At 37.4% G+C, this 22687-nt stretch carries 19 protein-coding genes, 1 tRNA gene and 2 other annotated features; of the genes, 7 read left to right on the forward strand and 13 right to left on the reverse strand.

Going from position 1 to position 22687, the window contains the following annotated elements:
• The first annotated feature begins 2 nt into the window (after nt 1-2).
• A complete protein-coding gene (locus IGL32_RS08305) occupies nt 3-1241 on the forward strand; it encodes a multidrug efflux MFS transporter (RefSeq protein ID WP_156210004.1) in 1239 nt (412 codons plus the stop codon).
• Between the two features lie 179 nt (nt 1242-1420).
• Here the strand turns inward: IGL32_RS08305 and mnmA are convergent, their stop codons facing one another.
• The 4 genes from mnmA to IGL32_RS08325 form a co-directional block, all read right to left on the reverse strand.
• On the reverse strand, nt 1421-2545 hold the full coding sequence (gene mnmA / locus IGL32_RS08310) for a tRNA 2-thiouridine(34) synthase MnmA (protein ID WP_002362075.1): 1125 nt from the start codon (nt 2543-2545) through the stop codon (nt 1421-1423).
• A 225-nt stretch (nt 2546-2770) separates the two neighbouring features.
• Nucleotides 2771-3115 carry a DUF1831 domain-containing protein gene (locus IGL32_RS08315; RefSeq protein ID WP_002356959.1) on the reverse strand — a complete coding sequence of 115 codons (345 nt, stop codon included), beginning with the start codon at nt 3113-3115 and terminating at the stop codon, nt 2771-2773.
• Between the two features lie 67 nt (nt 3116-3182).
• Nucleotides 3183-4328, reverse strand: a complete 1146-nt coding sequence (locus tag IGL32_RS08320) for a cysteine desulfurase family protein (RefSeq protein ID WP_002360007.1) — start codon at nt 4326-4328, stop codon at nt 3183-3185.
• Nucleotides 4329-4484: 156 nt separating this feature from the next.
• Nucleotides 4485-5459 (reverse strand): ribose-phosphate diphosphokinase, encoded by a 975-nt coding sequence (locus tag IGL32_RS08325; protein WP_002379587.1) that lies wholly within the window; start codon nt 5457-5459, stop codon nt 4485-4487.
• 212 nt (nt 5460-5671) lie between these two features.
• On the opposite strand from IGL32_RS08325, the gene IGL32_RS08330 reads away from it, so the two are divergent.
• From IGL32_RS08330 to IGL32_RS08340, 3 genes are read left to right on the forward strand one after another with little or no spacing between them, the layout of a single operon-like run.
• A complete protein-coding gene (locus IGL32_RS08330; protein ID WP_002360005.1) occupies nt 5672-6421 on the forward strand; it encodes a metal ABC transporter ATP-binding protein in 750 nt (249 codons plus the stop codon).
• A complete protein-coding gene (locus IGL32_RS08335; RefSeq protein ID WP_002364373.1) occupies nt 6418-7287 on the forward strand; it encodes a metal ABC transporter permease in 870 nt (289 codons plus the stop codon). Before IGL32_RS08330 ends, IGL32_RS08335 begins: the two co-directional genes overlap by 4 nt.
• Entirely contained in the window at nt 7274-8200 is a 927-nt protein-coding gene (locus IGL32_RS08340) for a metal ABC transporter substrate-binding protein (RefSeq protein ID WP_002356954.1), read from the forward strand. The genes IGL32_RS08335 and IGL32_RS08340 overlap by 14 nt, the downstream gene beginning before the upstream one ends.
• Nucleotides 8201-8254: 54 nt before the next feature.
• Here IGL32_RS08340 and IGL32_RS08345 read toward each other — a convergent pair whose 3' ends face one another.
• The 5 genes from IGL32_RS08345 to IGL32_RS08365 form a co-directional block, all read right to left on the reverse strand.
• Complete coding sequence (locus IGL32_RS08345) at nt 8255-9793, reverse strand: ABC-F family ATP-binding cassette domain-containing protein (protein ID WP_002362078.1); 1539 nt, start codon at nt 9791-9793, stop codon at nt 8255-8257.
• Nucleotides 9794-10162: 369 nt separating this feature from the next.
• Nucleotides 10163-11356 (reverse strand): amidohydrolase, encoded by a 1194-nt coding sequence (locus IGL32_RS08350; RefSeq protein WP_002379588.1) that lies wholly within the window; start codon nt 11354-11356, stop codon nt 10163-10165.
• A 14-nt stretch (nt 11357-11370) separates the two neighbouring features.
• On the reverse strand, nt 11371-12204 hold the full coding sequence (locus IGL32_RS08355) for a MetQ/NlpA family ABC transporter substrate-binding protein (protein ID WP_002366917.1): 834 nt from the start codon (nt 12202-12204) through the stop codon (nt 11371-11373).
• 19 nt (nt 12205-12223) lie between these two features.
• Nucleotides 12224-12904: a methionine ABC transporter permease gene (locus tag IGL32_RS08360; protein ID WP_002359998.1), complete on the reverse strand. Its 681-nt coding sequence runs from the start codon at nt 12902-12904 to the stop codon at nt 12224-12226.
• Nucleotides 12905-12922: 18 nt separating this feature from the next.
• A complete protein-coding gene (locus IGL32_RS08365; RefSeq protein ID WP_002379589.1) occupies nt 12923-13993 on the reverse strand; it encodes a methionine ABC transporter ATP-binding protein in 1071 nt (356 codons plus the stop codon).
• Between the two features lie 85 nt (nt 13994-14078).
• Nucleotides 14079-14329, reverse strand: a binding site (T-box leader).
• A gap of 404 nt (nt 14330-14733) precedes the next feature.
• Nucleotides 14734-14979: a binding site (T-box leader), on the reverse strand.
• 263 nt (nt 14980-15242) lie between these two features.
• Between IGL32_RS08365 and IGL32_RS08370 the strand changes: the two genes are divergently transcribed.
• From IGL32_RS08370 to IGL32_RS08380, 3 genes are all read left to right on the forward strand, one after another.
• A tRNA-Thr gene (locus IGL32_RS08370) sits at nt 15243-15315 on the forward strand.
• A 157-nt stretch (nt 15316-15472) separates the two neighbouring features.
• Nucleotides 15473-16963, forward strand: a complete 1491-nt coding sequence (locus IGL32_RS08375; protein WP_002383738.1) for a glucosyltransferase domain-containing protein — start codon at nt 15473-15475, stop codon at nt 16961-16963.
• Between the two features lie 212 nt (nt 16964-17175).
• The gene (locus tag IGL32_RS08380) at nt 17176-17355 is read left to right on the forward strand and encodes a hypothetical protein (RefSeq protein WP_002383739.1); all 180 of its coding nucleotides are present in this window, start codon (nt 17176-17178) and stop codon (nt 17353-17355) included.
• An 87-nt stretch (nt 17356-17442) separates the two neighbouring features.
• Here IGL32_RS08380 and IGL32_RS08385 read toward each other — a convergent pair whose 3' ends face one another.
• From IGL32_RS08385 to glmS, 4 genes are all read right to left on the reverse strand, one after another.
• Nucleotides 17443-18408, reverse strand: a complete 966-nt coding sequence (locus IGL32_RS08385) for a hypothetical protein (RefSeq protein WP_002379592.1) — start codon at nt 18406-18408, stop codon at nt 17443-17445.
• A gap of 175 nt (nt 18409-18583) precedes the next feature.
• Nucleotides 18584-18874 carry a hypothetical protein gene (locus IGL32_RS08390; RefSeq protein ID WP_002379593.1) on the reverse strand — a complete coding sequence of 97 codons (291 nt, stop codon included), beginning with the start codon at nt 18872-18874 and terminating at the stop codon, nt 18584-18586.
• Nucleotides 18875-18921: 47 nt separating this feature from the next.
• Nucleotides 18922-20160, reverse strand: coding sequence for an aminoacyltransferase (locus IGL32_RS08395; RefSeq protein ID WP_002379594.1), 1239 nt, complete (start codon nt 20158-20160; stop codon nt 18922-18924).
• Nucleotides 20161-20470: 310 nt separating this feature from the next.
• A complete protein-coding gene (glmS, locus tag IGL32_RS08400; protein ID WP_002379595.1) occupies nt 20471-22279 on the reverse strand; it encodes a glutamine--fructose-6-phosphate transaminase (isomerizing) in 1809 nt (602 codons plus the stop codon).
• Nucleotides 22280-22687: the final 408 nt, after the last annotated feature.

Below are 22687 nucleotides of genomic sequence, written 5' to 3' on the forward strand. Positions count from 1 at the left end.
GAATGTATGAATTAATTAAAAGTAAACTTTTCCGTCCAAGACAACCTTGGGAAAAAAATCTGCTCGTTTTATGGTTTGGCACATTTATGGCTGGTATTGGCTTTAGCTTAGTGATGCCATTTATGCCTCTTTATATCAACACATTAGGTACTTTTACCCACCAACAATTGAATTTTTGGAGCGGAATCACGTTCTCTTCCACTTTTTTAGTCACAACCATTGTTTCACCTTGGTGGGGCCGTTTAGCCGACCGAAAAGGACGCAAGTTAATGTTATTACGTGCTTCATTAGGGATGGCTATCGTCATTAGTTTAATGGGCGCAGTCACAAGTGTTTATCAATTGATTGGCTTGCGCTTATTACAAGGTGTTTTTTCTGGTTATATCAGTAATGCGACTGCGTTAGTTGCTACAGGCACACCTAAGGAAAAAAGCGGTCAAGTGCTTGGTACTTTAGCCACTGGTTCTGTTACCGGCACATTGCTAGGTCCTCTTTTGGGCGGTGTCACTGCTTCTATTTTCGGTTATCGGCCAACCTTTTTCATTACTGGCACGATTTTATTACTCGTTTTTGTTTTGAGTCTCGTCTTTGTCCATGAAGAGTTTGTGCCAATTGAAAAAAATCAAGCTGCATCTGGGAAACAAATTTTAAAAAAACTAGAACATCCCCACGTGATTCTTGGAATGTTTATTACGACATTAATCATTCAAGCTTCCAATAATTCAATTAGTCCCATCATCAGTTTATATATTCAACAATTGTTGGGTGGTCACGGAAATGTCACCTTAATTAGCGGAGTCATTGCTTCTATTCCAGGGATTGCAACGTTAATAGCCGCCCCTCGTTTCGGCCGGTTAGGCGATCGTATTGGCAGTGAACGCATCTTGACAATTGGCTTAATTTTAGCCATTTTCGTTTACCTACCAATGGCCTTTGTTCAAAATGTCTGGCAGCTTGCTATGCTTCGTTTCTTAGTTGGGATTTCCGATGCCTGTTTACTACCAGCTGTTCAAACATTGATCACTCGTTATTCCCCAAGTGACGCTGCAGGTCGTATTTTCAGTTACAATCAATCTTTCCAAGCGACAGGAAATGTGATTGGTCCTATGATTGGTTCAAGCGTATCTGCCGCTTTCGGTTATCGTGGGGTCTTTATTTCCACTTCTTGTCTGGTTCTCCTTAACCTTCTATGGGTTCGTCGAAGCACCGCCGAATTAAAAAAAGAGAAAAATGATGACTAAGTTATACACAGAAAAGTTATCCACAATTTGAATTTTTAATTTTTCTCTTTTTCTTATTTTTAAAAAAATAGGCATATAAAACAAAAAAGAAAAGCGGATATTTACTGGTTTTATGACCAGCATATCCGCTTTTCTTTTGGTTAACTCTGCGCTTTTTGTTTCACAACTCGTGAAACTTTTTAGACGTATTGTAGTTCTTTTTCATCTTGGTAGGCGCGATCAATTAAGCCGCCCCCTAAGCATTCCATCCCATCATAAAAAACAACAGCTTGACCTGGAGTGACTGCGCGCGCTGGTTCCTTAAACGTAACGGTTGCTTTTGTGCCATCTTCAGATAAGGAAACATGCACTGGAATATCTGCTTGACGATAACGGAATTTAGCCGTACAGTCAAACTCTTTTGGCATTGGTGTATCAACAGTAAAATGAACCTCACTAGCTTCTAAATGTGTTGCATATAGTTTTTCATGGTGAAATCCTTGTCCCACATATAATGTATTGGTAGTTAAATCTTTCCCAATCACAAACCATGGTTCTTGTGTTTTACCGCCGCCACCAATTCCTAAGCCTTGGCGTTGACCGATAGTATAATACATCAGACCATCATGTTGTCCTTTGATTTCGCCATCTTCTGTCACCATGTTGCCTTTTTTAGCTGGTAAATAATTACTCAAAAATTCTTTGAAATTCTTTTCACCAATAAAACAAACGCCCGTTGAGTCTTTTTTCTTGGCTGTGGCTAATCCAGCACGTTCAGCAATTGCACGAACTTCTGATTTTTCCATGCCACCCAATGGAAACATTGTTTTTGCCAATTGGGCTTGTGATAATTGGCTTAAAAAATAGGTTTGGTCTTTATTATTGTCAATTCCACGTAACATATGCACTACGCCATTTTCATCTGTTTCTACTTGCGCATAGTGGCCAGTTGCAACATAGTCAGCGCCTAGTTGCATAGCATAATCTAGGAATGCTTTAAATTTAATTTCTTTATTACACATGACATCTGGATTTGGTGTCCGTCCTAACCGATATTCTGCTAAAAAATATTCAAACACACGGTCCCAATATTCTTTTTCAAAATTGACCGAATAATACGGAATCCCAATTTGATCCGCTACTTTTGCGACATCTTTATAATCCTCAGTTGCGGTACAGACACCATTTTCGTCTGTATCGTCCCAATTTTTCATAAAGATCCCAATTACATCATAGCCTTGCTCTTTTAAAAGCAACGCTGTGACAGATGAATCGACACCGCCACTCATGCCTACCACGACACGCGTTTTGCTGTTATCTGCCATTTTATCACCATCATTTCAATTAGATTCTGAAATCATCCACGATTTGAAGGTCGTAACTTTTCAGTGCTTTTCATTATACTATTTTTTTGAAATAAGTAAAGCAAGCCGGGCGTATAATGAGAAAACACTTGGAACAAAGACACAGCCAACAAGCTATTGCTTTCAAATAAACAGAAAACCTGAAGGAACAAGCTACTTTCGCTTGTTTCTTCAGGTTTCTCTAAATTATTCTACTTTCTCTAATACACCACGGCTAATTAAGCCATCCATTAAGAAAAAGTATTTTTCTTTACTCATTTCATGTTGTTCATTCTTGAAAATATTCATTGGTTTTAAACCATTTGCCGTTGTAATGGACATTTTCAACTCTTTTAGATCAGCAGTGATCGTAATTTTCAATTTGAAGCCTTCATTTCTCTGAGGCGTTGGATCTAAGGAACGAATCAATTGAAAGTTCCCTGATTTTGTTTCAGTAAAGCCGTTATCTTTTAATGTATAGCGTTTTGCACTAGGATGTACTTTGTAAAAAACTGTTGAGCCTTCAACAGCAGCCGTTGTTGTAAATGCCATGGGTTCCACCTCATTATTTTCATTGTTATCTTCATTATAGCGAAAACCTGTAGCTGCCGCAATCAGATTATTTTTTCAATTGTTGAATCACTGCAACTAGTACTTCAGAAAAAGTCGCAATTTCTTCTGGTGTGTTCCCGTAGCCAAAACTAATCCGGATTGATTCTTTAATAGCTGAGGAATTTTCTCCATACATCGCTGTCAACACGTGCGAAGGATCCACAGTTCCCGCTGTACAAGCCGAGCCTGTTGAAATCGCAATACCTCTTAAGTCCAAATGCATTAAGAGCAAATCACTGGGAATTCCTTTTAAATGAAGATTTAAGACATGCGCTAAACGATTGGTTGGTTCACCATTAATTGAAAAATCAATATTGGCTTCTTCTAACGCTTTTAAAATAATCGTTTGAAAACTTTGATAGGCTGTTTTTCTTGCTTGCTTTTCTGCAGAAGTTAGTAATGAAACGGCAGTACCCATGCCAATAATTCCAGCTAAGTTTTCCGTGCCCGCACGTCGTTTTTCTTCTTGTTCCCCACCATGTAAAAGAGGTGGTAATTGGATTGCATCGCTTTTAAATAAAAAACCTACGCCTTTTGGACCATTGATTTTATGAGCGGAAATACTTAATAAGTCGATCCCTAATTCATGAGGTAAAATGACTTCACTTCCATAAGCTTGGACGGCATCTGTATGAAAAATCGCCGAATGATTTTTAAGAATTGCACCAACTTCAGCAATCGGTAATCGATTTCCAATTTCATTATTGCCATACATCATTGAAACCAAGATCGTTTCTTCGCGTAAAGACTTTTTGAATTGATCCATTGAAATCTGACCATTTTCATTCACAGGCAAGTAAGTCACTTCAAAGCCTAACGTTTCTAAGTATTCCATCGTTCGTAACACAGCGGGATGTTCAATTGCCGTAGTAATAATATGTTTTCCTTCCTTTTGACGAGAAAAAGCAACTGCCAAGATGGCTGTGTTATCCCCTTCTGTGCCACCACTATTAAAAATAATTTCGTGGGGTTTGGCTTGTAAGCTCTCGGCAATCGTTTGACGCACTTCTTCCAGAAGACCGTGTGCCTTTCGTCCAAACTGATGAATACTTGATGGATTGCCAAAAGTCGTTTGCATATTTTCAGTCATCGCTTGAATGACCGTTGGATGAAGCGGTGTTGTTGCCGCATGATCTAAATAAATGGGTTCCAAATGACTCGTCCCTTTCCTTATGTTCTGGCGTTATTCTAGCATAAAAAGCTTAAAACACAAAATCAGAATACTTTCTCTTCTATTTATAAAAGAGATAAGAAAAATAGGCCCAACACTATTAAAGTTGTTAGACCTATTTCTAGTTTAAGGAATCACTTATTCTCCTTTTGGTTCTAAACGGAATAATGGACTCATTGGTTTATTTTCATGGATACGAAGTAACGCTTCCCCCATTAACTCAGCGCAAGAAATAATATTCAAGGTTGCTGGTTGGCGGTCTGCTGTCGTATAAACAGAGTCAGTAATACTAATTTCCTTAATTGGCGCATTTTCTAAGGTTGCTTTTGCGCCTTCTGATAACAAACCATGCGAGGCGCAAGCATACACTTCTTGCGCACCATTTTTCATTAAAACTTCCGCCGCTGTGGCTAACGTTTGACCAGTATTCAAAATGTCATCAACAAGAATACATTTTTTCCCAGCGACATTCCCAATAACGTAACCTTCTTGGCGCACCCCATCGATCTCTTCATGGTCGACAATTGCTAAGGTCGCATCTAAGTACTCCGATAAACTACGTGCGCGTTGAACGCCACTGTTTTTAGGCGAAACAATCACAATTTCTTCCCCTACTAATGCTTGTTGACGATAATAATGAGCAAACAAAGGCATTGTAAATAAATTATCTACTGGGATATCAAAAAATCCTTGGACTTGAACAGTATGCAAGTCTAATGTCAACAAACGTGTTGCGCCTGCCTCTACCAACATATTAGCAACTAATTTCGCAGTAATGGGTTCTCTTGGTTTCGCTGTGCGGTCTTGGCGAGCATAACCATAGTAAGGCAAAATAACATTAACTGTTTTTGCGCTAGCACGTTTTAATGCATCAATTAAAATAAGCAATTCCATCAAATGATCATTTACAGGAGCATTCGTTGCTTGGATGATGTAGACATGATCGCCACGAATACTTTCTTCAATATTAATTTGAATTTCGCCATCACTAAATTGGCGCACGGTGCTTTTTCCTAATTCTGTTCCTACTGATGCTGCGATTTTTTCAGCAAGTGGTCGATTTGCATTTAAACTGAAGATGCGTAAGGTGTCATCTTGATAGTTTTCGGTCATGATATCCTCCGTCAATATAAAATAATAGTCGTTTTCATTCATATTCTACCATTTTTTGTCATAAAAATCATGGGATCCTCCTTAATTTATTGAAAGAAACGGTTTTCTTTGTGAAAAAAGCGCTTGTATTTAGGTGCGCCTAAAAATTATTTGCATTTTCTTAAACTATCCCTTATACTGATTTTAAGGCAAACCTAAAAAGGAGGAATTTCATGAGAAAAAGCTTTAACTTAGCTGTTCAAGCGTTAACCGTTCAATATCAAGGACGGACCGCTTTAAATAATATCCACGTTACTATTCCCTCCGGTAAAATTACTGGAATTATCGGACCAAATGGTGCTGGAAAGTCAACATTTATTAAAGGGTTATTAGGCTTGATTAAAACAAAGGAACGTGATGTTTTGTTAAATAATCAAGCGATTGACCAACAAAAAACAACCATTGCCTATGTAGAACAACGTAGCGCCTTGGATCTTAGTTTCCCAATTAGCGTTTTTGAAACGGTCTTGCTAGGAACCTATCCAAACTTGGGACTATTAAAACGCCCAGGAAAGAAAGAAAAGCAAGCAGCCATGGCTGCATTAAAAATGGTGCAATTAGAAGACTATGCGCAACGCCAGATTGGCGAACTTTCTGGTGGCCAATTACAACGTGTGTTTATCGCCCGTGTTTTGGCCCAAGGTGCTGAGGTGATTTTTTTAGATGAACCTTTCGTCGGCATTGATATGTCTAGTGAAAAAGTGATTATGGATATTCTTAAATCATTAAAAAATCAAGGTAAAATGATTATCATTGTTCACCATGATTTGCACAAAGTGTCCCACTATTTTGATGAATTAATCGTTTTGAAAAACCGGCTAATTGCTGCGGGTCCTGTTGAACAAACATTTACTGCAGAAACGCTCCAAGAAGCATACGGTGATTTGTTAGGTGATTTATTAATACAGGGGGTTGCAAAATGATTGCTGCATTTATTGATGGTTTATTCCGTTATCAATTTTTACAAAATGCCCTTTTGACGTCTATAATTGTCGGACTCATTTCAGGGGTAATTGGTTCATTCATTATTTTACGTGGGATGTCTTTGATGGGTGATGCGATTTCACATGCTGTTTTACCAGGGGTCGCTGTTTCTTATATGTTTGGTTTCAATTATATTTTTGGCGCTTCTATTTTTGGCTTATTAGCTGCATTATCGATCGGCTTTATTACCCAAAAAAGTCCACTAAAAAATGATACTGCCATTGGTGTTGTCTTTAGTTCTTTTTTTGCTTTAGGGATTATTTTTATCTCTTTTGCAAAAAGTTCCACCGATTTATATCATATTCTGTTTGGAAATGTATTAGCGGTCGCAGATACCGATATTTTAATTACTTGTGTCGTCGGTGTGATTGTTTTGATTTTTGTGGCATTGTTTTATAAAGAGTTGCAACTCACTTCTTTTGATCCCACAATGGCTCAGGCCTACGGTTTAAATATTCAATTTTTCCACTATGCATTGATGTTTTTACTAACACTAGTCGCTGTTTCTTCTTTACAAACCGTCGGAACTATTTTAGTCATTGCCATGCTGATTACGCCAGCAGCAACAGCTTATCTATTAACAAATCACTTACCGACAATGATTGGCTTAGCCTCTACTTTTGGGATTTTAAGTTCAGTGATTGGCCTATTCTTCAGTTATTCTTATAACTTAGCTTCTGGTGCGACGATTGTTTTAACCGCCGCCTTATTCTTTTTATTGGCTTTCTTTTTCTCACCAAAGAAAGGCCTAGTATTTGTAAACCGTGAGAAAGAAATGGAGGAATCAACGAATGAAAAAATTTAGTTTATTTTTTTTAACACTTTTAGCAGGGTTAACGTTAGCTGCTTGCGGGAATCAAGCCGCTGAAAAGAAAGAAAAATTAGCAATTGTGACAACGAACTCGATCCTATCTGATTTAGTGAAAAATGTTGGGCAAGACAAAATTGAGCTGCATAGTATTGTGCCAATTGGGACAGACCCTCACGAATATGAACCGTTACCAGAAGACATTGCGAAAGCTTCTGAAGCGGACATTTTATTCTTTAACGGCTTGAACTTAGAAACAGGCGGAAATGGCTGGTTTAACAAATTAATGAAAACGGCCAAAAAAGTTGAGAATAAAGATTACTTTTCTACAAGCAAAAATGTTACGCCACAATATTTAACAAGTGCCGGTCAAGAACAAACAGAAGATCCACATGCTTGGTTAGACATTGAAAATGGCATTAAATATGTAGAAAACATTCGTGACGTGTTAGTAGAAAAAGATCCAAAAAATAAAGATTTCTATACAGAAAACGCGAAAAATTATACCGAAAAACTTAGCAAACTACATGAGGAAGCCAAAGCTAAATTTGCTGATATTCCTGATGATAAAAAATTATTAGTTACAAGTGAAGGTGCCTTTAAATATTTCTCCAAAGCTTATGATTTAAATGCCGCTTATATTTGGGAAATTAACACAGAAAGTCAAGGAACACCTGAACAAATGACCACGATTATTGATACCATTAAGAAATCAAAAGCACCTGTGTTATTTGTTGAAACCAGTGTCGATAAACGTAGTATGGAACGGGTCTCAAAAGAAGTGAAACGACCAATTTACGATACACTTTTCACAGACTCTCTTGCCAAAGAAGGAACAGAAGGCGATACGTACTACAGCATGATGAACTGGAATTTAACAAAAATCCATGATGGCTTAATGAGTAAATAAATAATAAAGAAGAAAGAACCAAGTTGACTCCCCCTCAACTTGGTTCTTTCTTCTTTATTTAACTAATTCCTCAATATCAATTACTCGATCCACAATTTCCTCATAAAAATCTGCTTCATGGGAAACCAGAAAAACCGTTCCTGGGTAAACGTGAATTGCTTCTTGTAAACTTTTTTTGGCCGCTTCATCAATATGATTGGTTGGCTCATCTAAAAATAACAAATTACTTGTTTGCATCATTAGTTCCGCTAGTTTTACTTTTGTTTGCTCACCACCACTTAACAGGGCTAGCGACTGCATTGCTAACTTATCTGGTAAACCTGCTCTAGCCAAATGACTTCTTCGCTCTTTAATCGTTGTATCTGGAAAACGATCTGATAAATAGTCTAGTGGCGTTAACTGCTCATTAGGCCACGCTAAGTCTTGGGTAAAATAAGCAATTTTTGTATTCAGCGGATAATGAAATTCTCCATCTAATGAAGGAATCACTTTCGTCAACGTTTTAATTAATGTTGATTTGCCAATCCCATTAAAGCCTTTCAATGCGACTTTTTCACCGACATGAACCATTAAATCTAACGGTTCTAACAAAGGTTCCCGATAGCCGACAACTAACTTCTGGGTCGTTAGTGCTTGCGTTGCAACTAACCCTTGATAAGGAAATTCAATCGCTGGCTTAGTCAAGGAACCAGGCGGAGTCAATCGTTCCAACCGGTCCAATTGTTTTTGTCGACTTTTAGCCATCGTTGCTCGATTTCCAGCTTTGTATTTACGAATATAGGCTTCCATTTTTTCAATTTTTTCTTGTTGGGCCTGATACTGTTTCAAATAGGTTTGTTTATTCTGCTCTTTTTGTGCAAAAGATTTTTCTACATTTCCAGTATATTTGGTTAACTTGCCAAACTCAATGTCTGCGATGCAATTCGTCACTTCATTTAAAAATTGATAATCATGGGAGACTAATAGAAAGCTTCCTTCAAAATTATTCAGATAGCGAACAAGCCATTGAATATGTGTATCATCTAAATAGTTGGTGGGTTCATCTAAAAGTAACACATCAGGGGCCTCTAACAATAATTTTGCTAAAATCACTTTTGAACGTTGACCACCGCTTAGCTCCCCTAACTTTTTATCCAAACCAATTGCTTGTAGTCCTAACCCATTGGCTAAATCCTGAATAATCGTGTCGATTTGGTAAAAATTACTTTCATCTAAATCTGTTTGTAACTTGCCTGCTTGTTCTAAAAGTTTTTCCGAAGCCGTTTGACTGTATTCTTCATAAAGTTTTGTCAGTTTCGCTTCTTTATCAAAAAGTTCTTGAAAGGCTTGTTTCAAAAAATCAACCATCGTTAGTGATTGTTCTACAGAAACATGCTGATCCAAGTACCCAATCTTGCAATTTTTTTGCCACTGAATCGTTCCTTCGTCTGGCAATACTTCCCCCGTTAAAATTTTAATTAAGGTGGATTTGCCGACACCATTTTGGCCAGTTAAGCCTAAATGATCCCCTTTATTCACTTGCAATGAAGCCTCTTCATACAAGACCTTTTCGCCAAATCGATGCGTTAAATGTTCAATAGTTAAAATACTCATTTTCGTCACTTCTTTCTTGTTAACTGATTATTTTGGGACAACAAAAAAAGAACCACGTCTGCACGTCGTCCATCCTGACAGAAATCCCGACAACCGCTTGTACGTACACTCAAATAAGACTAGCTTTTCTAGTCAAAAAATGTGCTATCAAGCGATGAAGAAATTAATTGCTCGGCTCCACAACAGTGCTTCATCTGTTCTTAAACTATCGGGAGCTACTTTTCTTGTTAATTTATCAGTTAAAACAAAAAACATGTGAATCACCTTTCTTATGCTTGTATTCTACCATAGAATGACAAGAAAGCAAGCCACGTTGGTTTATAACGAAAGGAGCCCACAAACAATCATTTTGTCGGCTCCCTATCCCTATTATTCTGACAAATAGTTTAATGCATAGCGTACGTGGTACTCTGCTGCTAAAAGTAAGGCACGTTCATCAATATCAAATTGTTCATGATGGTGTCCAAAATGAGTAGCAGGATTTTCAGGGTTTCGTGAACCGACCCGTCCATAGATACCAGGAATTACCGCTAAGTAATCAGCAAAATCATCCGCCCCTAAACTTTTAGGATGATCGGTCACAACATTTTCAAAACCAACAATTTCACTGGCTACCTGCTGTGCACGGTTGGTTGCTTGTTCTTCATTAATTAATGGATTCGCTGCTGCATAAACAGAAAAATCAGCAATTTCTGTGCGATGAGACTGGGCAATTTCATGGGCAATTTCTTCGACTCGTTGTAAAACAAATTGGCGCGTTTCCTGACTAAATGTTCGAACAGTACCTTCAATGGTTGCCTGGTTTGCTACAATATTATAGCGTGTTCCTGCTTGTAAAACGCCAATTCCTACTACGACAGAATCTAAAGGATCAATCTCGCGCGCTACAATTTTTTGTAATTCCACAACGATACTGGCCGCTGCTAAAACAGCATCTCGGCCATTCTGTGGTTGGGCGACGTGACTACTTTGACCACTGACTTCAATTTTAAAAATATCACAAGAGGCGTTGGTGGCGCCTTTGGTAGCGACTAATTTTCCGACCGGCACACTAGAATCTAAATGAATCCCAAACACTTGGTCGATTGCTTCTAAATAATTTCCTTCCACAAATTGTCGAGCGCCTGCACCAATTTCTTCAGCTGGCTGGAAGGCCAGTTTAATCGTTCCTGAAAAGGTATCCTGATGTTTTTTGAGCACTTTAGCTGCACCTAGCAATGCTGCCGCATGACCATCGTGTCCACAAGCATGATTGAGTCCTGGATTTTTAGAAGCATAGGCAGCGCCTGTTGCATCTGGTAATTCCAACGCATCAATATCTGCACGTAACAAAATCGTTTTGCCAGCGCCAAGACCTCCTTCAATGGTTGCTAAAACACCCGTTTCCCCTACTTCTACAAAAGGAATAGCTAAGGCTAGTAGTTCTTCTTTAATTCGCTTAATCGTTTCATATTCTTTTAAACTTGCTTCAGGATATTGATGAAAATGACGTCTTAAATGGATTATCCATTCCTTTTCTGTAGCAATAGCTTCTTGGATTGTTTGAATCGTTGTTGTACTCATTATAAATGCCTCCTTTATTTTTTACCAAATGTTTCCCAGGCTGGAACATTGGCGCCTTTTGATGTTTCTGCAATGACCTTTTTCGTTTCTTCTTGTTGATATTCTTCTACAACTTTTTGATAAAGTTTATTCTCTTGATCTTCTTCTCGGGCCACGACAATGTTCACATAAGGTTTCGCTTTTTCGTTTACAGGTTCTAAGAAAATAGCATCTTTATCTGGTGTATACCCAGCATCGACAGCCATGCCGCTATTAATCACTGAAGCATCGACATCTTGTAAAGCGCGCGCTGTTTGCGTAGCATCTAATTCAGTTATTTTCAATTGGCGTTTATTTTCAGTAATATCACTGACAGTCGGTAGTTGCTGTTTCGCAGGATCAACTTTTATCAGTCCTGCAGTTTGTAATAAAATTAATGCCCGCCCGCCATTCGTTGGGTCATTAGGAATAGCAATTTCTCCGCCGTCTTTAATTTTCGTGATATCTTTCAATTTATTAGCGTAAATCCCCAATGGTGCATTGACTGTATTGCCAATTGATACTAATTTCGTCCCATGTTCTTTATTGTAATTGTCTAAAAAGATTTGATGCTGAAAGGCATTTAAATCAATTTCTTTTTCTGCTAATGCTGCATTTGGTTGCGTATAGTCTGTAAATTCTACCAATTGTAGATCAATATTTTTCTTTTTCAAACGGTCTTTGACCGATTCCCATTCATCATTTTTTGTTCCTACAACCCCTAGTTTAACGGTTTCTGTCTTAGTATCCTTCGCAGACCCCGATGCACAACCTGCAATCGTAAAAGCTAATACCCCAATAAGTCCAATTAATTTACTAAATTTTTTCATTTGTCATTTCTCCTTTTTTCTAATGTGATGTTTTTTTGATTAATTGATTACTAATGGCTTGACTGATAAATACCATAATTAAAATAATTAACGTGGCCATAAATGTCACATCGGTTTGAAACCGATTGTATCCTCGAGTAATCGCTAAGTTGCCCAGACCACCGGCTCCAATCGCTCCTGCCATGGCTGTTAATCCAATCAAATTAATAATTGTCACCGCTGAAACACGAATAATACTTGGTAACCCTTCAATTAGATAAACCCGAAAAATAATCCCTAAGGGACTCGTCCCCATGGCTTCTGCCGCTTCAATAACGCCAGGATCCACTTCTAATAACGCATTTTCAATTTGGCGCGCGAAGAACGGAATTACGCCAATAACTAATGGGACTAACGCTGCGGTTGTACCAATTGTCGTTCCTGCCAAAATTCGTGTTAATGGTTGAATCAGTGCAAGCATAATAATGAAAGGAATAGAGCGGCAAACATTAATAATTTTTTCTAAGACACTATACAGGGGTGGATTTTTCAAAACACCACTGGGGCCAGTACTGACAAGCACGACACCCAACAAGACTCCTAACACACCAGCAATCAATGCTGTCCAAAAAACCATGTATAATGTTTCCCATGTACTTTGAAGAAACTCTTGTTTTAATTGGACAACATTCGGAAAATATTTCTCAAATAATTGATACATTCTCAGTTCACTCCTTTTTTAAATCACCTGTAAATTCTGCTTTTGCTTCGTTTGCTGATAGGTTTTCAAAACATTGGTTCGCACGCCTTGTTTCGCTAAATAAGTAAGGGCTTGTTGACGCTGGGCCTCATCACCAGAAAGCACCACAATTAAATGGCCAATAGGAACATTTTGAACAATTTCGACATTGCCGTAAAGGATATTCGTATACACCTGATATTGGCTATACAATTGTGCAATTAATGGCTCATTCGTTTGATCCCCCACATAAGAAAATTCAATTAATTCTTGATTTTTATCTAAATCAGCTAATTTAGGATGTTCAAGAATTGTTGTTAATGCTTGGTCAAGATGAGTTGCTGTCCGAATAAAATCTTTTGTTAAAGGTTGTTGGGGTTGACTAAAAATCGAAACAATATCGTTTGATTCGACAACGCAGCCATTTTCCATCACCGCGACTTTATTACAAATTTCTTTAACCACTTGCATTTCATGGGTGATTAAGACAATCGTCAAGTTCAGTTCTTGATTTAACTTTTTTAACAAAGCTAAAATCTGTCCCGTTGTTTTTGGATCTAACGCACTCGTCGCTTCATCACAAAGTAAAATTTCAGGATCATTTGCTAAAGCGCGGGCAATCGCAACCCGCTGTTTTTGCCCTCCTGATAGTTGACTGGGGTAAGCGTCCCGTTTTTCACTTAGTCCAACTAGCTCTAATAAATGGCTGATTTTTTGACGCCGTTCACTTTTACTTAGCCCAGAATATTTTAATGAAAAATCGATATTACTAAATATAGTCCGCTCTTTCATCAAATTAAAATGTTGAAAAATCATTCCAATCTTTTTTCGTTGTTGTCGTAATTCCTTTTTAGAAAAAGTTAAAATATTTTCTTTGTTAATAATAACGGTGCCCGCTGTTGGTCGTTGCAATAAATTAATTACCCGTACTAGCGTACTTTTTCCAGCACCGGAATAACCAACGATTCCGTAGATATCCCCTTTATCAATTGTCAAAGAAACATCTTGGACAGCCTGAATTTCTTGTTTTTTTTGTTGAAATGTCACACTGATATTTTTTAGTTCAATCATTCTTTATCCCCCTTCATTCTTACCAACCTGCATTTTTTCATAAAAAAGAAAAAAGCATCCTCAACGACACAACTCGAGTTGTATCGTTGAGGACGCTTTTTTGCGTGTTACCACCTCATGTTCAGAATTTGCTCACACAAATTCCCTTTTCAAGTACGGAACAATATGTTCGATACCCTAGCTCGATAACGGGAGCCCCCGTCGCCGCCTTGTGTTTAACACTCGGAGCGCTTGCTCAATAGCCATTTTCCAAAACGTCTTTGTCACCTATTCTCAGCTACCTAGGCTCTCTGTTAGACAAATCAAGTCTTGTACTTACTATATCACTGCTTTTTTATTTCTATTCATTTTAAACTGATTTTCGTTTATTTTCAAAATCAAACAGACTAGAGTTACTACCCCTTCAAGCATCGAGTAATCGCAGATAATAGCTACTCTCTCTCTTTGCATCAGTCGTAGTGCTCAACAGGATTTGACTGTGACGAGAATCGTAGGAACACTTTCGTGCAAATGACACAACTTGCCCTTCGGTCACCTTGTACTGTTCATCACTCACAAAGGCCATCCTGCGTCGAGTAATCGCAGACATCATCTGCTCTGTCGCTTCGCGCCAGTCGTAGTGATTCGTGCAAATGACACAACTTGCCCTTCGGTCATCTTGTACTGTTCATCATCTACTCTGTCGCTTCGCGCCAGTCGTAGTGATTCACAGCAAAAAGCCCTTCACTAGCGTTTTGCTAGTAAAGGGCGAATGATTCGCGGTACCACCTTTTTTTGAAATATAACTGATTCTTTATATCTCATCTCTTATCCAAGTCTTTATTAACTTGGTGCACATGGTAACGGGTGCTTAGCCGAAATTGCTTACTTATCAGCAATTTATTCTCAGAGGCCATCTTCAACTTTTCTGAACCTTGTCCCTTTTCACCAATCAGGACTCTCTTTTGAAGGTCATCAAAATTTACTCTTCTCTTCAACGAATGAATAGTTATCTGTGATGTTGATTTACACTTTACTAGAGAAAAAAGAGATTGTCAACAGTTTTTCTTAGAAAAAAATCATTTTTCTTTTTTTACGAAAGAGCAATTGACAAACTTTCGTCTATACGTTATTCTATTTCTTGTGTACGAGATTTGTACGATTTTTCAAAAGGAACTTTGACGATTACTCGTCGCAGTGTAGCCTTTGAAAATGAACTCTATGGGTTTCACTTCGTTGCAATCCTCGAGTTAGTTTAGCCTTTGAAAGTGCCGCCTTAGCTCAGTTGGTAGAGCACCACCATGGTAAGGTGGGGGTCGCCGGTTCAAGCCCGGCAGGTGGCTTTTTGGTAAAATCCCAACTCTTTAATAAAGAGTTGGGATTTTTTTGTTTTGCCTACCCTTAGTGTTCTGTCAAGATGAGAAAATAACAAAAGCAATTTCTTCATTCCACTCGTTATGGTATATTTTAATTGTTAAATAATTATTGGAGTGGAGTACAATGATGAAACAATTACCTACAGAATCAAAAAAATTTGATTTAAAGAATTGGTGTATTGAAAATAAAGCCTATCTTCTATTGATCATTTTAATTTATCAAGTGGCAGTTTTATCCATCGGCATTATCAATTTCCCTTACTTAGATGATAATGCTCGCCAAGTCGCTGGAATGACAGATTTTGGTACGACTTACGCACGTTGGGGCAGTGAATTTCTCTCATGGTTTGTTCAAGGAAGTCGTCATTTGACAGATCTGGGCTTGACCACACCGATTCTAACAGGTCTTATCTTATCTCTCACAAGCATACTGGCAATTTATATCATCAATGACCAAAAAATTAGCTGGGGTTCCTCTTTAGTAGCTACTTTAATTGGCCTCAATCCTTGGTTCCTCCAATGTCTTAGTTTCAGGTTTGATAGTCCCTATATGGCATTGAGTATTTTTTGTTCGTTTCTTCCTTTTTATTGGTGGCAGCGTAATTCTTTTACGTTTTTCTTGGTTTCTGTTTTTTCACTGTTTGTTATGTTTAATACTTACCAAGCCTCGTCAGGAATTTATATAGTTATCGTCTTATTCCTTACTTTCAAGCAGTTACTTGCTGGAGAAAATTTCATTGCTCTTTGCAAAAAAGTCGCACTTGCTGCTATCGCTTATCTACTTTCTATAGTCAGCTACCTTATCGAGTTAAAATTTGTACCTTCCGCAACAAACAACATTGGGGGCAGTCAGGCCTTACCAAGTTTGCACGATATTCCCAGTGTGGCTTATCAAAATAGTTACCATTATTTTTCAGAGCTATTGAACCAGAGTAATCGTTTATGGCTTTTATTACTGCTCCTACTGCTTGTTTTATTTTTTATTAGTCATCTATCAAATAGCAAAATCAACTTAGGCTTAAGTTTCCTTTATTGTATCTTGTATTTAGGACTTGCTTCTCTCTTAAGTTTTGGCATTTTTATTGTCTATTCAAGAAATATCGCAGGTGATGCGCCTCGCTATATTTACGGATTTGCTGTTTTCGTTACAATCAGCATGTTAAGTTTATTTAACAATCGACAAGTGAAAGCAATTTATCTAACTTCGTTACTTGTGGCCAGCTTGTTATCTTATTATATTTTATCGTTTGTTTTGGTGTATTCTTCCACATTAAACTATCAAAAAGAAGCATTCAATCGCCAAGCAGCTGTTTTAACAGATGATTTAAAAAATGTTGTAACAAACGAACGAAAAAAAGTTTATTTAAATACGTTTTTCAAAAATTCAACTGTTTATGCTAATACAAGTCGAAACTACCCAATTCTTTCAAAAATTGTGCCACCAAATGACGGTCTATACTTCCCTAATTACGTTTGGTTCAATACTTCATCGAATTTAGGATTAGAGATGGCACCACTGACCGATACGGATATGTCTAAAAATCAAAAAGTAGTAAGTAATCACTTTTATGACATTTATACAAACAACAAAGAAATATTTGTGTTTATGAAATAATTTGTTCCATCCAAAAACACTTCTTTTGCAATAAACGTGACTGTATGGTTTGATTAAGATGGATTAAGTATTCTTTTCGGTAAAGCTAGTACTTCCTGAAACTTGCTTATTTCCCATTTTTCTTATGAAGTAACAAAATTTTTGAGAAAAAACAGCTCGTTTTCTATGTTATGATAGAGAAGTGAAAATCACCAGAAAGGTTGTTGCGGACTATGAGAACTCGTCAGAAAAAATTATTTTTATTTTCAATGATTTTATGGTTAGTTGAATTTTTAATTACACGGATTTCTGATTCTTTTCCAGGAGCAACGCCATTGTTCGTTGTGATTTGCTTGATTCAAGGAATTCTTTTTACTTATTTCTGTCTTGCTTTTTTCTATTATCCGCAATAATCAGTCAAGAAAAGCAATTAGAGCAGATTCAGCAAATTTCTGAAACCGAAAAAATGGCACGTCCTCGCTTTTAGGACGTGCCATTTTTTAAAGCATTATTTGTGTAAATGCCGTTCGTATCGCCTGTTGAACTTTTTGAACAGCATCGATTTGATGGCCTTTTGCTTCAGTCAATTCTTTTTCAATATATTCAGGATAATAGGTTGCCAAATAACCCAAGACCCAGATAGTTGGATCTGAAATAACCGTCTCTGCTAATGGATACAAATAGGCAAGATGCAATCGAATTTCTTCTTCCAAATGCTGCAGCATAATTGGATCATCATTTTCTAAACGATTCCTAAGTTCAGTACAAATTTCGGAATAGATCGGCGTATTTAACGGTCCAGTTTTTCCTTCTAGTAAGACTGTCTGAGGCTGATTGTCATACCAAAGAAAAGTCAGTGGTTCTGAAAATTGCAAAAGTGCTAATTCTTCAATGAACCATTCCCGAGCAAAATAACTAAGTGCTTGGTTCATAACTAAATCTTTTGCGACTTCCACAAATACTGGTTTAGGCAAATATAAACTGGTTTTAATGTTCGCTAATTGTTGATAAACGGGCAATTGATCGCTTACTAACAAGTTCCTTTTAATTGCTTGAATTTGCTGCGTTTCTAATTGTTGATACGCCTCTTCCACTTGCATTAATTGCTGTTCTAACGTTTTTTGTTGTGCTAGCGTTATTTTTTTAGTTTGAAGTAATTGCTTCAATAAAATATACCCTTCAATAAAGCGACGACTTTGACTATAAATTTGCATATAAATTGCCGCTGTTTCAAGGTTCTCAAAATAAGACTCTTGGAACGCTTCTGCCAATGCTAGTGCTTCATCAGCTTCACCCATTTCCAACAATAATTGGACAATTTTTTGGTTTACTGGCGGCGTTTGTTGTAGCTGATAGGCTTGTTGAAAATTTTCTAAAGCGGCGATCTGATTATGTTCTACAAGTGCTTCTTCTCCTTGTGCAATAAAACGTTCATAGTTTTTTGGAAATTCATGAATGGTACTCATATCTAACCTCCTTTATTTCTTATTTAAAGCAGATGAGCCTGGGACAAAAATCACTTTGGATTTTTGCTCCAGGCTCAAAACCTGATAACCGGCGGGAACAGAACCAACACTACGCGTTGCTCGGAGCTAAACGGTTCTGTCCCGACCTCGATTTTAACTATTCAAACGGACTTTTTTAGTAAAGATTACGAATAATAATTGCCGTTTCTAGGTCGCCCTCAGCGTTCATCTTCTCCGCCTTTTCTTCTAAACTATACCCAGCAAAACTTTCGTTTGTTAAAACATCTGCTACTGTAAATTTAGCAACTTTTTCAATACTGACCGCATCTGGGGCTACTTCTTGCACGCTATCCCATCCTGTATCAATAAAGACTTTTGTATCTTCTGTAATCGCTTCGTTTGCTTCTAACGCCTGCATAATTTCTTTTAAATGTGCATACGTCATAACCTCGACTTGATTTTCCATTTAAACGCCTCACTTTGCCATTCCTTTTTAAGGATTGGGTTTTAATTTTAGACTTTTTCTTTAATTGTTTTTAATGCGTGATATAAGGCATATTTCATTGGTTTGGCTTTCCATTGGAAATTGCCCATTAATTCTTCGACATGACCGCCAAAGGATTGTTTGAATTTAAGAACCCCATCACTTCCATCAAAGATACCGTCAACGCCATAAAAATTATATTTGGGAATGTTATTTTCTACTGTGTAAGTTAACATTTTATGTTGAATTAAATACGGTGCATAGTATTGTTTATATTTTTCATACGTACCACTAAACAAGTAAACAACTTCTTGTGGATGAACAATGAATAAGGCACCTGCTAAAATTTCAGGTTCATCTGATGTTTTCATTTCTTTAGCCTCGTCAATCCGTTTGCGCACGGTACGAACTTCATCTTCAAATTCACGTTTCTGGTTATTTTTTTTACGGCTTTTAGGATTGGCAATTAACGCTTCATTGACTTCGTTGAGCGTCTCTTGTAATTTGCGTAATTTCTCATGAAGATTTTCTAAATAAGTAGCAAAGTTTAGTTCCGCCACCATAAATTTCGCTCGTTCGCCAAACTCTTCATAAACAGCTTGGTAATAAGCTAAATCCTTATCTTCAAAATTACGCCGTGCACTTGTTTCTTCCGTTAATTTCTTAAAGAGAGGTAGCTCTTCGTAACGAAGTTCTCGGATTGTTACTCCATATTCCCATGTTTTCTTGATGTCATATTTAGCATCTTTTCCATAAGATTTCCAAAGATCTTCTTCTGTTAATCCAGCCATATCTTTGACAAACAGCCAACGTGGCGCGCCATCAAAATTGTGCACATCAAACCCTTGGTGTTCAAAACCAATTGATGTGAAATAGTCAAATGTTTCTTGATTGACCTTTTCAACTTCACCGCCATTAAAATCACGTAAACAAATTTGTTTATTTGGAGTAAAGGTTAAATAAAGGCCATCATTTTTTTTCACATATTTTTTTAAGCCTGTGAAAAAGGCTTCTACACATTTTTTATCTGTATAATCCATCAAAATTCCGCCGTCAATGTCGAAAGCATAACCAATTTTGACTTTTTTCTTGCTTAGGATACACGCAGCAATTAGTTGGCCTTCTCGTTTGACGCCAACGTATTCACAATGCCAGCCACGTCGTTCCAATAAATGTTTCATTTCGGGTGTTTCTAAAAAGTTACCTGCAGGATGTGTCATTGCAAAGGTAGTAAATTCTTGTTCAGTTAATGTACTAAACTGATCCATATCAAACAACTCACAATCTTTTTTTGTTAAATAAATTAGCACTTTTCAGCTTAACCTACTTTTTGCTTTCTTTCAAACAAAGTTACCTCACTGGCTAATTCTTATTTTTCGGTTCTTATTAATTATATCTAATTTTGCTAAAATGCAAACAGTTTTCAACGGAAAAAAAGAATTTCTTTGGAATCTTTCATTTTTGACTGAATATCTTTCTTTTATAAAAAATATCTGAGACAAAAATCTAAAGTGATTTTTGTCTCAGATATTAAAACTCATGAAAACCCGTTGAACATCTTTCTCTCAGGTTCTTGATTTATTCAACAGTTACACTTTTGGCTAAGTTCCTTGGTTTATCAACATCGTAGCCTCTTTGTAAGGTTGCATAGTACGCTAATAATTGACCTGGAACAATGCTAACTAAGGCAGAAAGTAACGGATGAACATCTGGAATAATCAGTTGGTCCTGTGGTTTTGCCAAGGATTCCAAAGCAATCACAATATTTCTTGCTCCACGACTTTCGACTTCCTTTAAATTGCCTCTTGTATGGGCAGCGACTTTGGCATCTGTCACAATCCCAATCACAGGTGTTCCTTCTTCAATTAAGGCAATCGTTCCATGCTTCAATTCACCTGCCGCAAAGCCTTCTGCTTGAATGTAGGAAATTTCTTTCAACTTCAAGGCCGCTTCCATCGACACATAATAGTCGACTCCTCGCCCGATATAGAAGGCATTTCGAGTATACGTCAGATAATCTTCCACCAAGGCTTTCATTTGTTGTTTTTCATCAATCAAGGTTTCCATGACAGCTGCTACCACGCTCAATTCGTGAGCCACATCAAATGAGACGGCTGCTAATGTTTGGCGTTCTTCGCCAATTGCTTTTGCTAAAATAGCTAAGACAGCGATTTGAGCAGTATAAGCTTTGGTGGAAGCGACAGCAATTTCTGGTCCAGCGTGTAATAACAAGGTATCGTCCGCTTCACGTGATAATGTTGAGCCAGCAACATTTGTTAATGTAAGTGATGGATGCCCTAATTCATTAACCTGTACCAGTACTTGGCGACTATCTGCCGTTTCACCACTTTGACTTAAGAAAATGAAGAACGGTTTTTCAGATAAAATAGGCATGTTGTAGCCAAATTCGCTTGATAAATGAACTTCCACAGGAATACTGGCAATCGTTTCAATTAAAGATTTTCCGACCCAACCTGCATTATAACTTGTCCCACAAGCAATAATGTAAATTCGGTTACATTGATTAATTTTTTCCAGTAACGCCTCATCTAAAGTCACTTTTTCACCTTGAGTATACGCTTGAACAATTTTGCGCATCACTGCAGGTTGTTCATCAATTTCTTTGAGCATATAAAACGGATATGTTCCTTTTTCAATGTCATTTAAATCTAATTGCGCTTCAAAAGGTTCTCGGTTGATTACTTGTCCTTCTGGCGTTTCGATTACTACTTTGTCCGCTGTAACAGTTACAATCTCACCATCAACAATCTCAACAAATTGATTGGTTTCTTTAATCATCGCCATCGCATCACTACAAATAACATTAAAGCCTTCACCTAGACCGATAAGTAACGGGCTTTTATTTTTCGCTACATAGATAATATTGGGGTCCATTTTATCCATTAATGCAAAAGCGTATGAACCTTTAATTTCGGCTAAAGCCGCTTTAAAAGCATCTTTTGTTGAAAAACCATTTTCAGCAAAATGAGCAATTAATTGAACGACGATTTCAGTATCTGTATCACCAATTAAGTGAGCACCACTTAAAAATTGTTCTTTTAATTCTTCAAAGTTTTCAATGACACCATTATGCACTAATGCAAAGCGTTGATCGCTTGAAACATGGGGATGTGCATTGGCGACAGTTGGTTCGCCATGAGTGGCCCAACGAGTATGACCAATACCAACTGTTCCATCGATTTCTGGCGTTAATTTTGCTGCTAAATCGGCAATGCCCCCAACTGCCTTAACTACATGGGGCTGTTGGCTTTGATCATTCACACAAATCCCAGCAGAATCATAACCTCTATATTCCAATTTTGTTAATCCTTGAATCAAACTTTCCGTGACATTTTCTTTTCCAATCATTCCGACAATTCCACACATAATGCTAATTCCTACTTTCCAATTGAAATTCTGTATTTACTAGGTCCTGTTTAACTAGCAAATCCCATTATATGTTTCTACCTGCGTGATAACCGCTTTGTTCTAACTTCACAATTAGTTTTTCTTTGTTATCTGTAGAGTGCAGTCCCTAGAGCCACCCGCCGAATCTTCGATAAGCTCTCTCCTCGTCACCTGAACGTTCAGGTCTGGCGCTATCCGATATTGGTCTATATACCTCCTTTGTAAATATATTCCGTAGAAACATAAACAATCATACAATTAAAAGTAGGTACTTGTCAACAAAAATCTAAAAACCGAAAATTGGTCTAGTTCTTTAAAGTTGCAAAAAAAGAATCTAGTACACTCATAGTAAGAGAAAGTACTAGATTCTTAATAATAAAAAAATAT

The organism is Enterococcus sp. AZ035 (assembly GCF_050548325.1).
GTDB lineage: Bacteria > Bacillota > Bacilli > Lactobacillales > Enterococcaceae > Enterococcus > Enterococcus faecalis.

Excerpts from the sequence above, each read along its gene's own strand:
- IGL32_RS08380 (WP_002383739.1), top strand. The coding sequence starts at position 17,176 with ATGAGAACTCGTCAGAAAAAATTATTTTTATTTTCAATGATTTTATGG.
- IGL32_RS08375 (WP_002383738.1), top strand. The coding sequence starts at position 15,473 with ATGATGAAACAATTACCTACAGAATCAAAAAAATTTGATTTAAAGAAT.
- glmS (WP_002379595.1), bottom strand. The coding sequence starts at position 22,279 with ATGTGTGGAATTGTCGGAATGATTGGAAAAGAAAATGTCACGGAAAGT.
- IGL32_RS08335 (WP_002364373.1), top strand. The coding sequence starts at position 6,418 with ATGATTGCTGCATTTATTGATGGTTTATTCCGTTATCAATTTTTACAA.
- IGL32_RS08340 (WP_002356954.1), top strand. The coding sequence starts at position 7,274 with ATGAAAAAATTTAGTTTATTTTTTTTAACACTTTTAGCAGGGTTAACG.
- IGL32_RS08330 (WP_002360005.1), top strand. The coding sequence starts at position 5,672 with ATGAGAAAAAGCTTTAACTTAGCTGTTCAAGCGTTAACCGTTCAATAT.
- IGL32_RS08385 (WP_002379592.1), bottom strand. The coding sequence starts at position 18,408 with ATGAGTACCATTCATGAATTTCCAAAAAACTATGAACGTTTTATTGCA.
- IGL32_RS08325 (WP_002379587.1), bottom strand. The coding sequence starts at position 5,459 with ATGACCGAAAACTATCAAGATGACACCTTACGCATCTTCAGTTTAAAT.
- IGL32_RS08360 (WP_002359998.1), bottom strand. The coding sequence starts at position 12,904 with ATGTATCAATTATTTGAGAAATATTTTCCGAATGTTGTCCAATTAAAA.
- IGL32_RS08395 (WP_002379594.1), bottom strand. The coding sequence starts at position 20,160 with ATGGATCAGTTTAGTACATTAACTGAACAAGAATTTACTACCTTTGCA.
- IGL32_RS08315 (WP_002356959.1), bottom strand. The coding sequence starts at position 3,115 with ATGGCATTTACAACAACGGCTGCTGTTGAAGGCTCAACAGTTTTTTAC.
- IGL32_RS08345 (WP_002362078.1), bottom strand. The coding sequence starts at position 9,793 with ATGAGTATTTTAACTATTGAACATTTAACGCATCGATTTGGCGAAAAG.
- IGL32_RS08305 (WP_156210004.1), top strand. The coding sequence starts at position 3 with ATGTATGAATTAATTAAAAGTAAACTTTTCCGTCCAAGACAACCTTGG.
- mnmA (WP_002362075.1), bottom strand. The coding sequence starts at position 2,545 with ATGGCAGATAACAGCAAAACGCGTGTCGTGGTAGGCATGAGTGGCGGT.
- IGL32_RS08390 (WP_002379593.1), bottom strand. The coding sequence starts at position 18,874 with ATGGAAAATCAAGTCGAGGTTATGACGTATGCACATTTAAAAGAAATT.
- IGL32_RS08365 (WP_002379589.1), bottom strand. The coding sequence starts at position 13,993 with ATGATTGAACTAAAAAATATCAGTGTGACATTTCAACAAAAAAAACAA.
- IGL32_RS08350 (WP_002379588.1), bottom strand. The coding sequence starts at position 11,356 with ATGAGTACAACAACGATTCAAACAATCCAAGAAGCTATTGCTACAGAA.
- IGL32_RS08355 (WP_002366917.1), bottom strand. The coding sequence starts at position 12,204 with ATGAAAAAATTTAGTAAATTAATTGGACTTATTGGGGTATTAGCTTTT.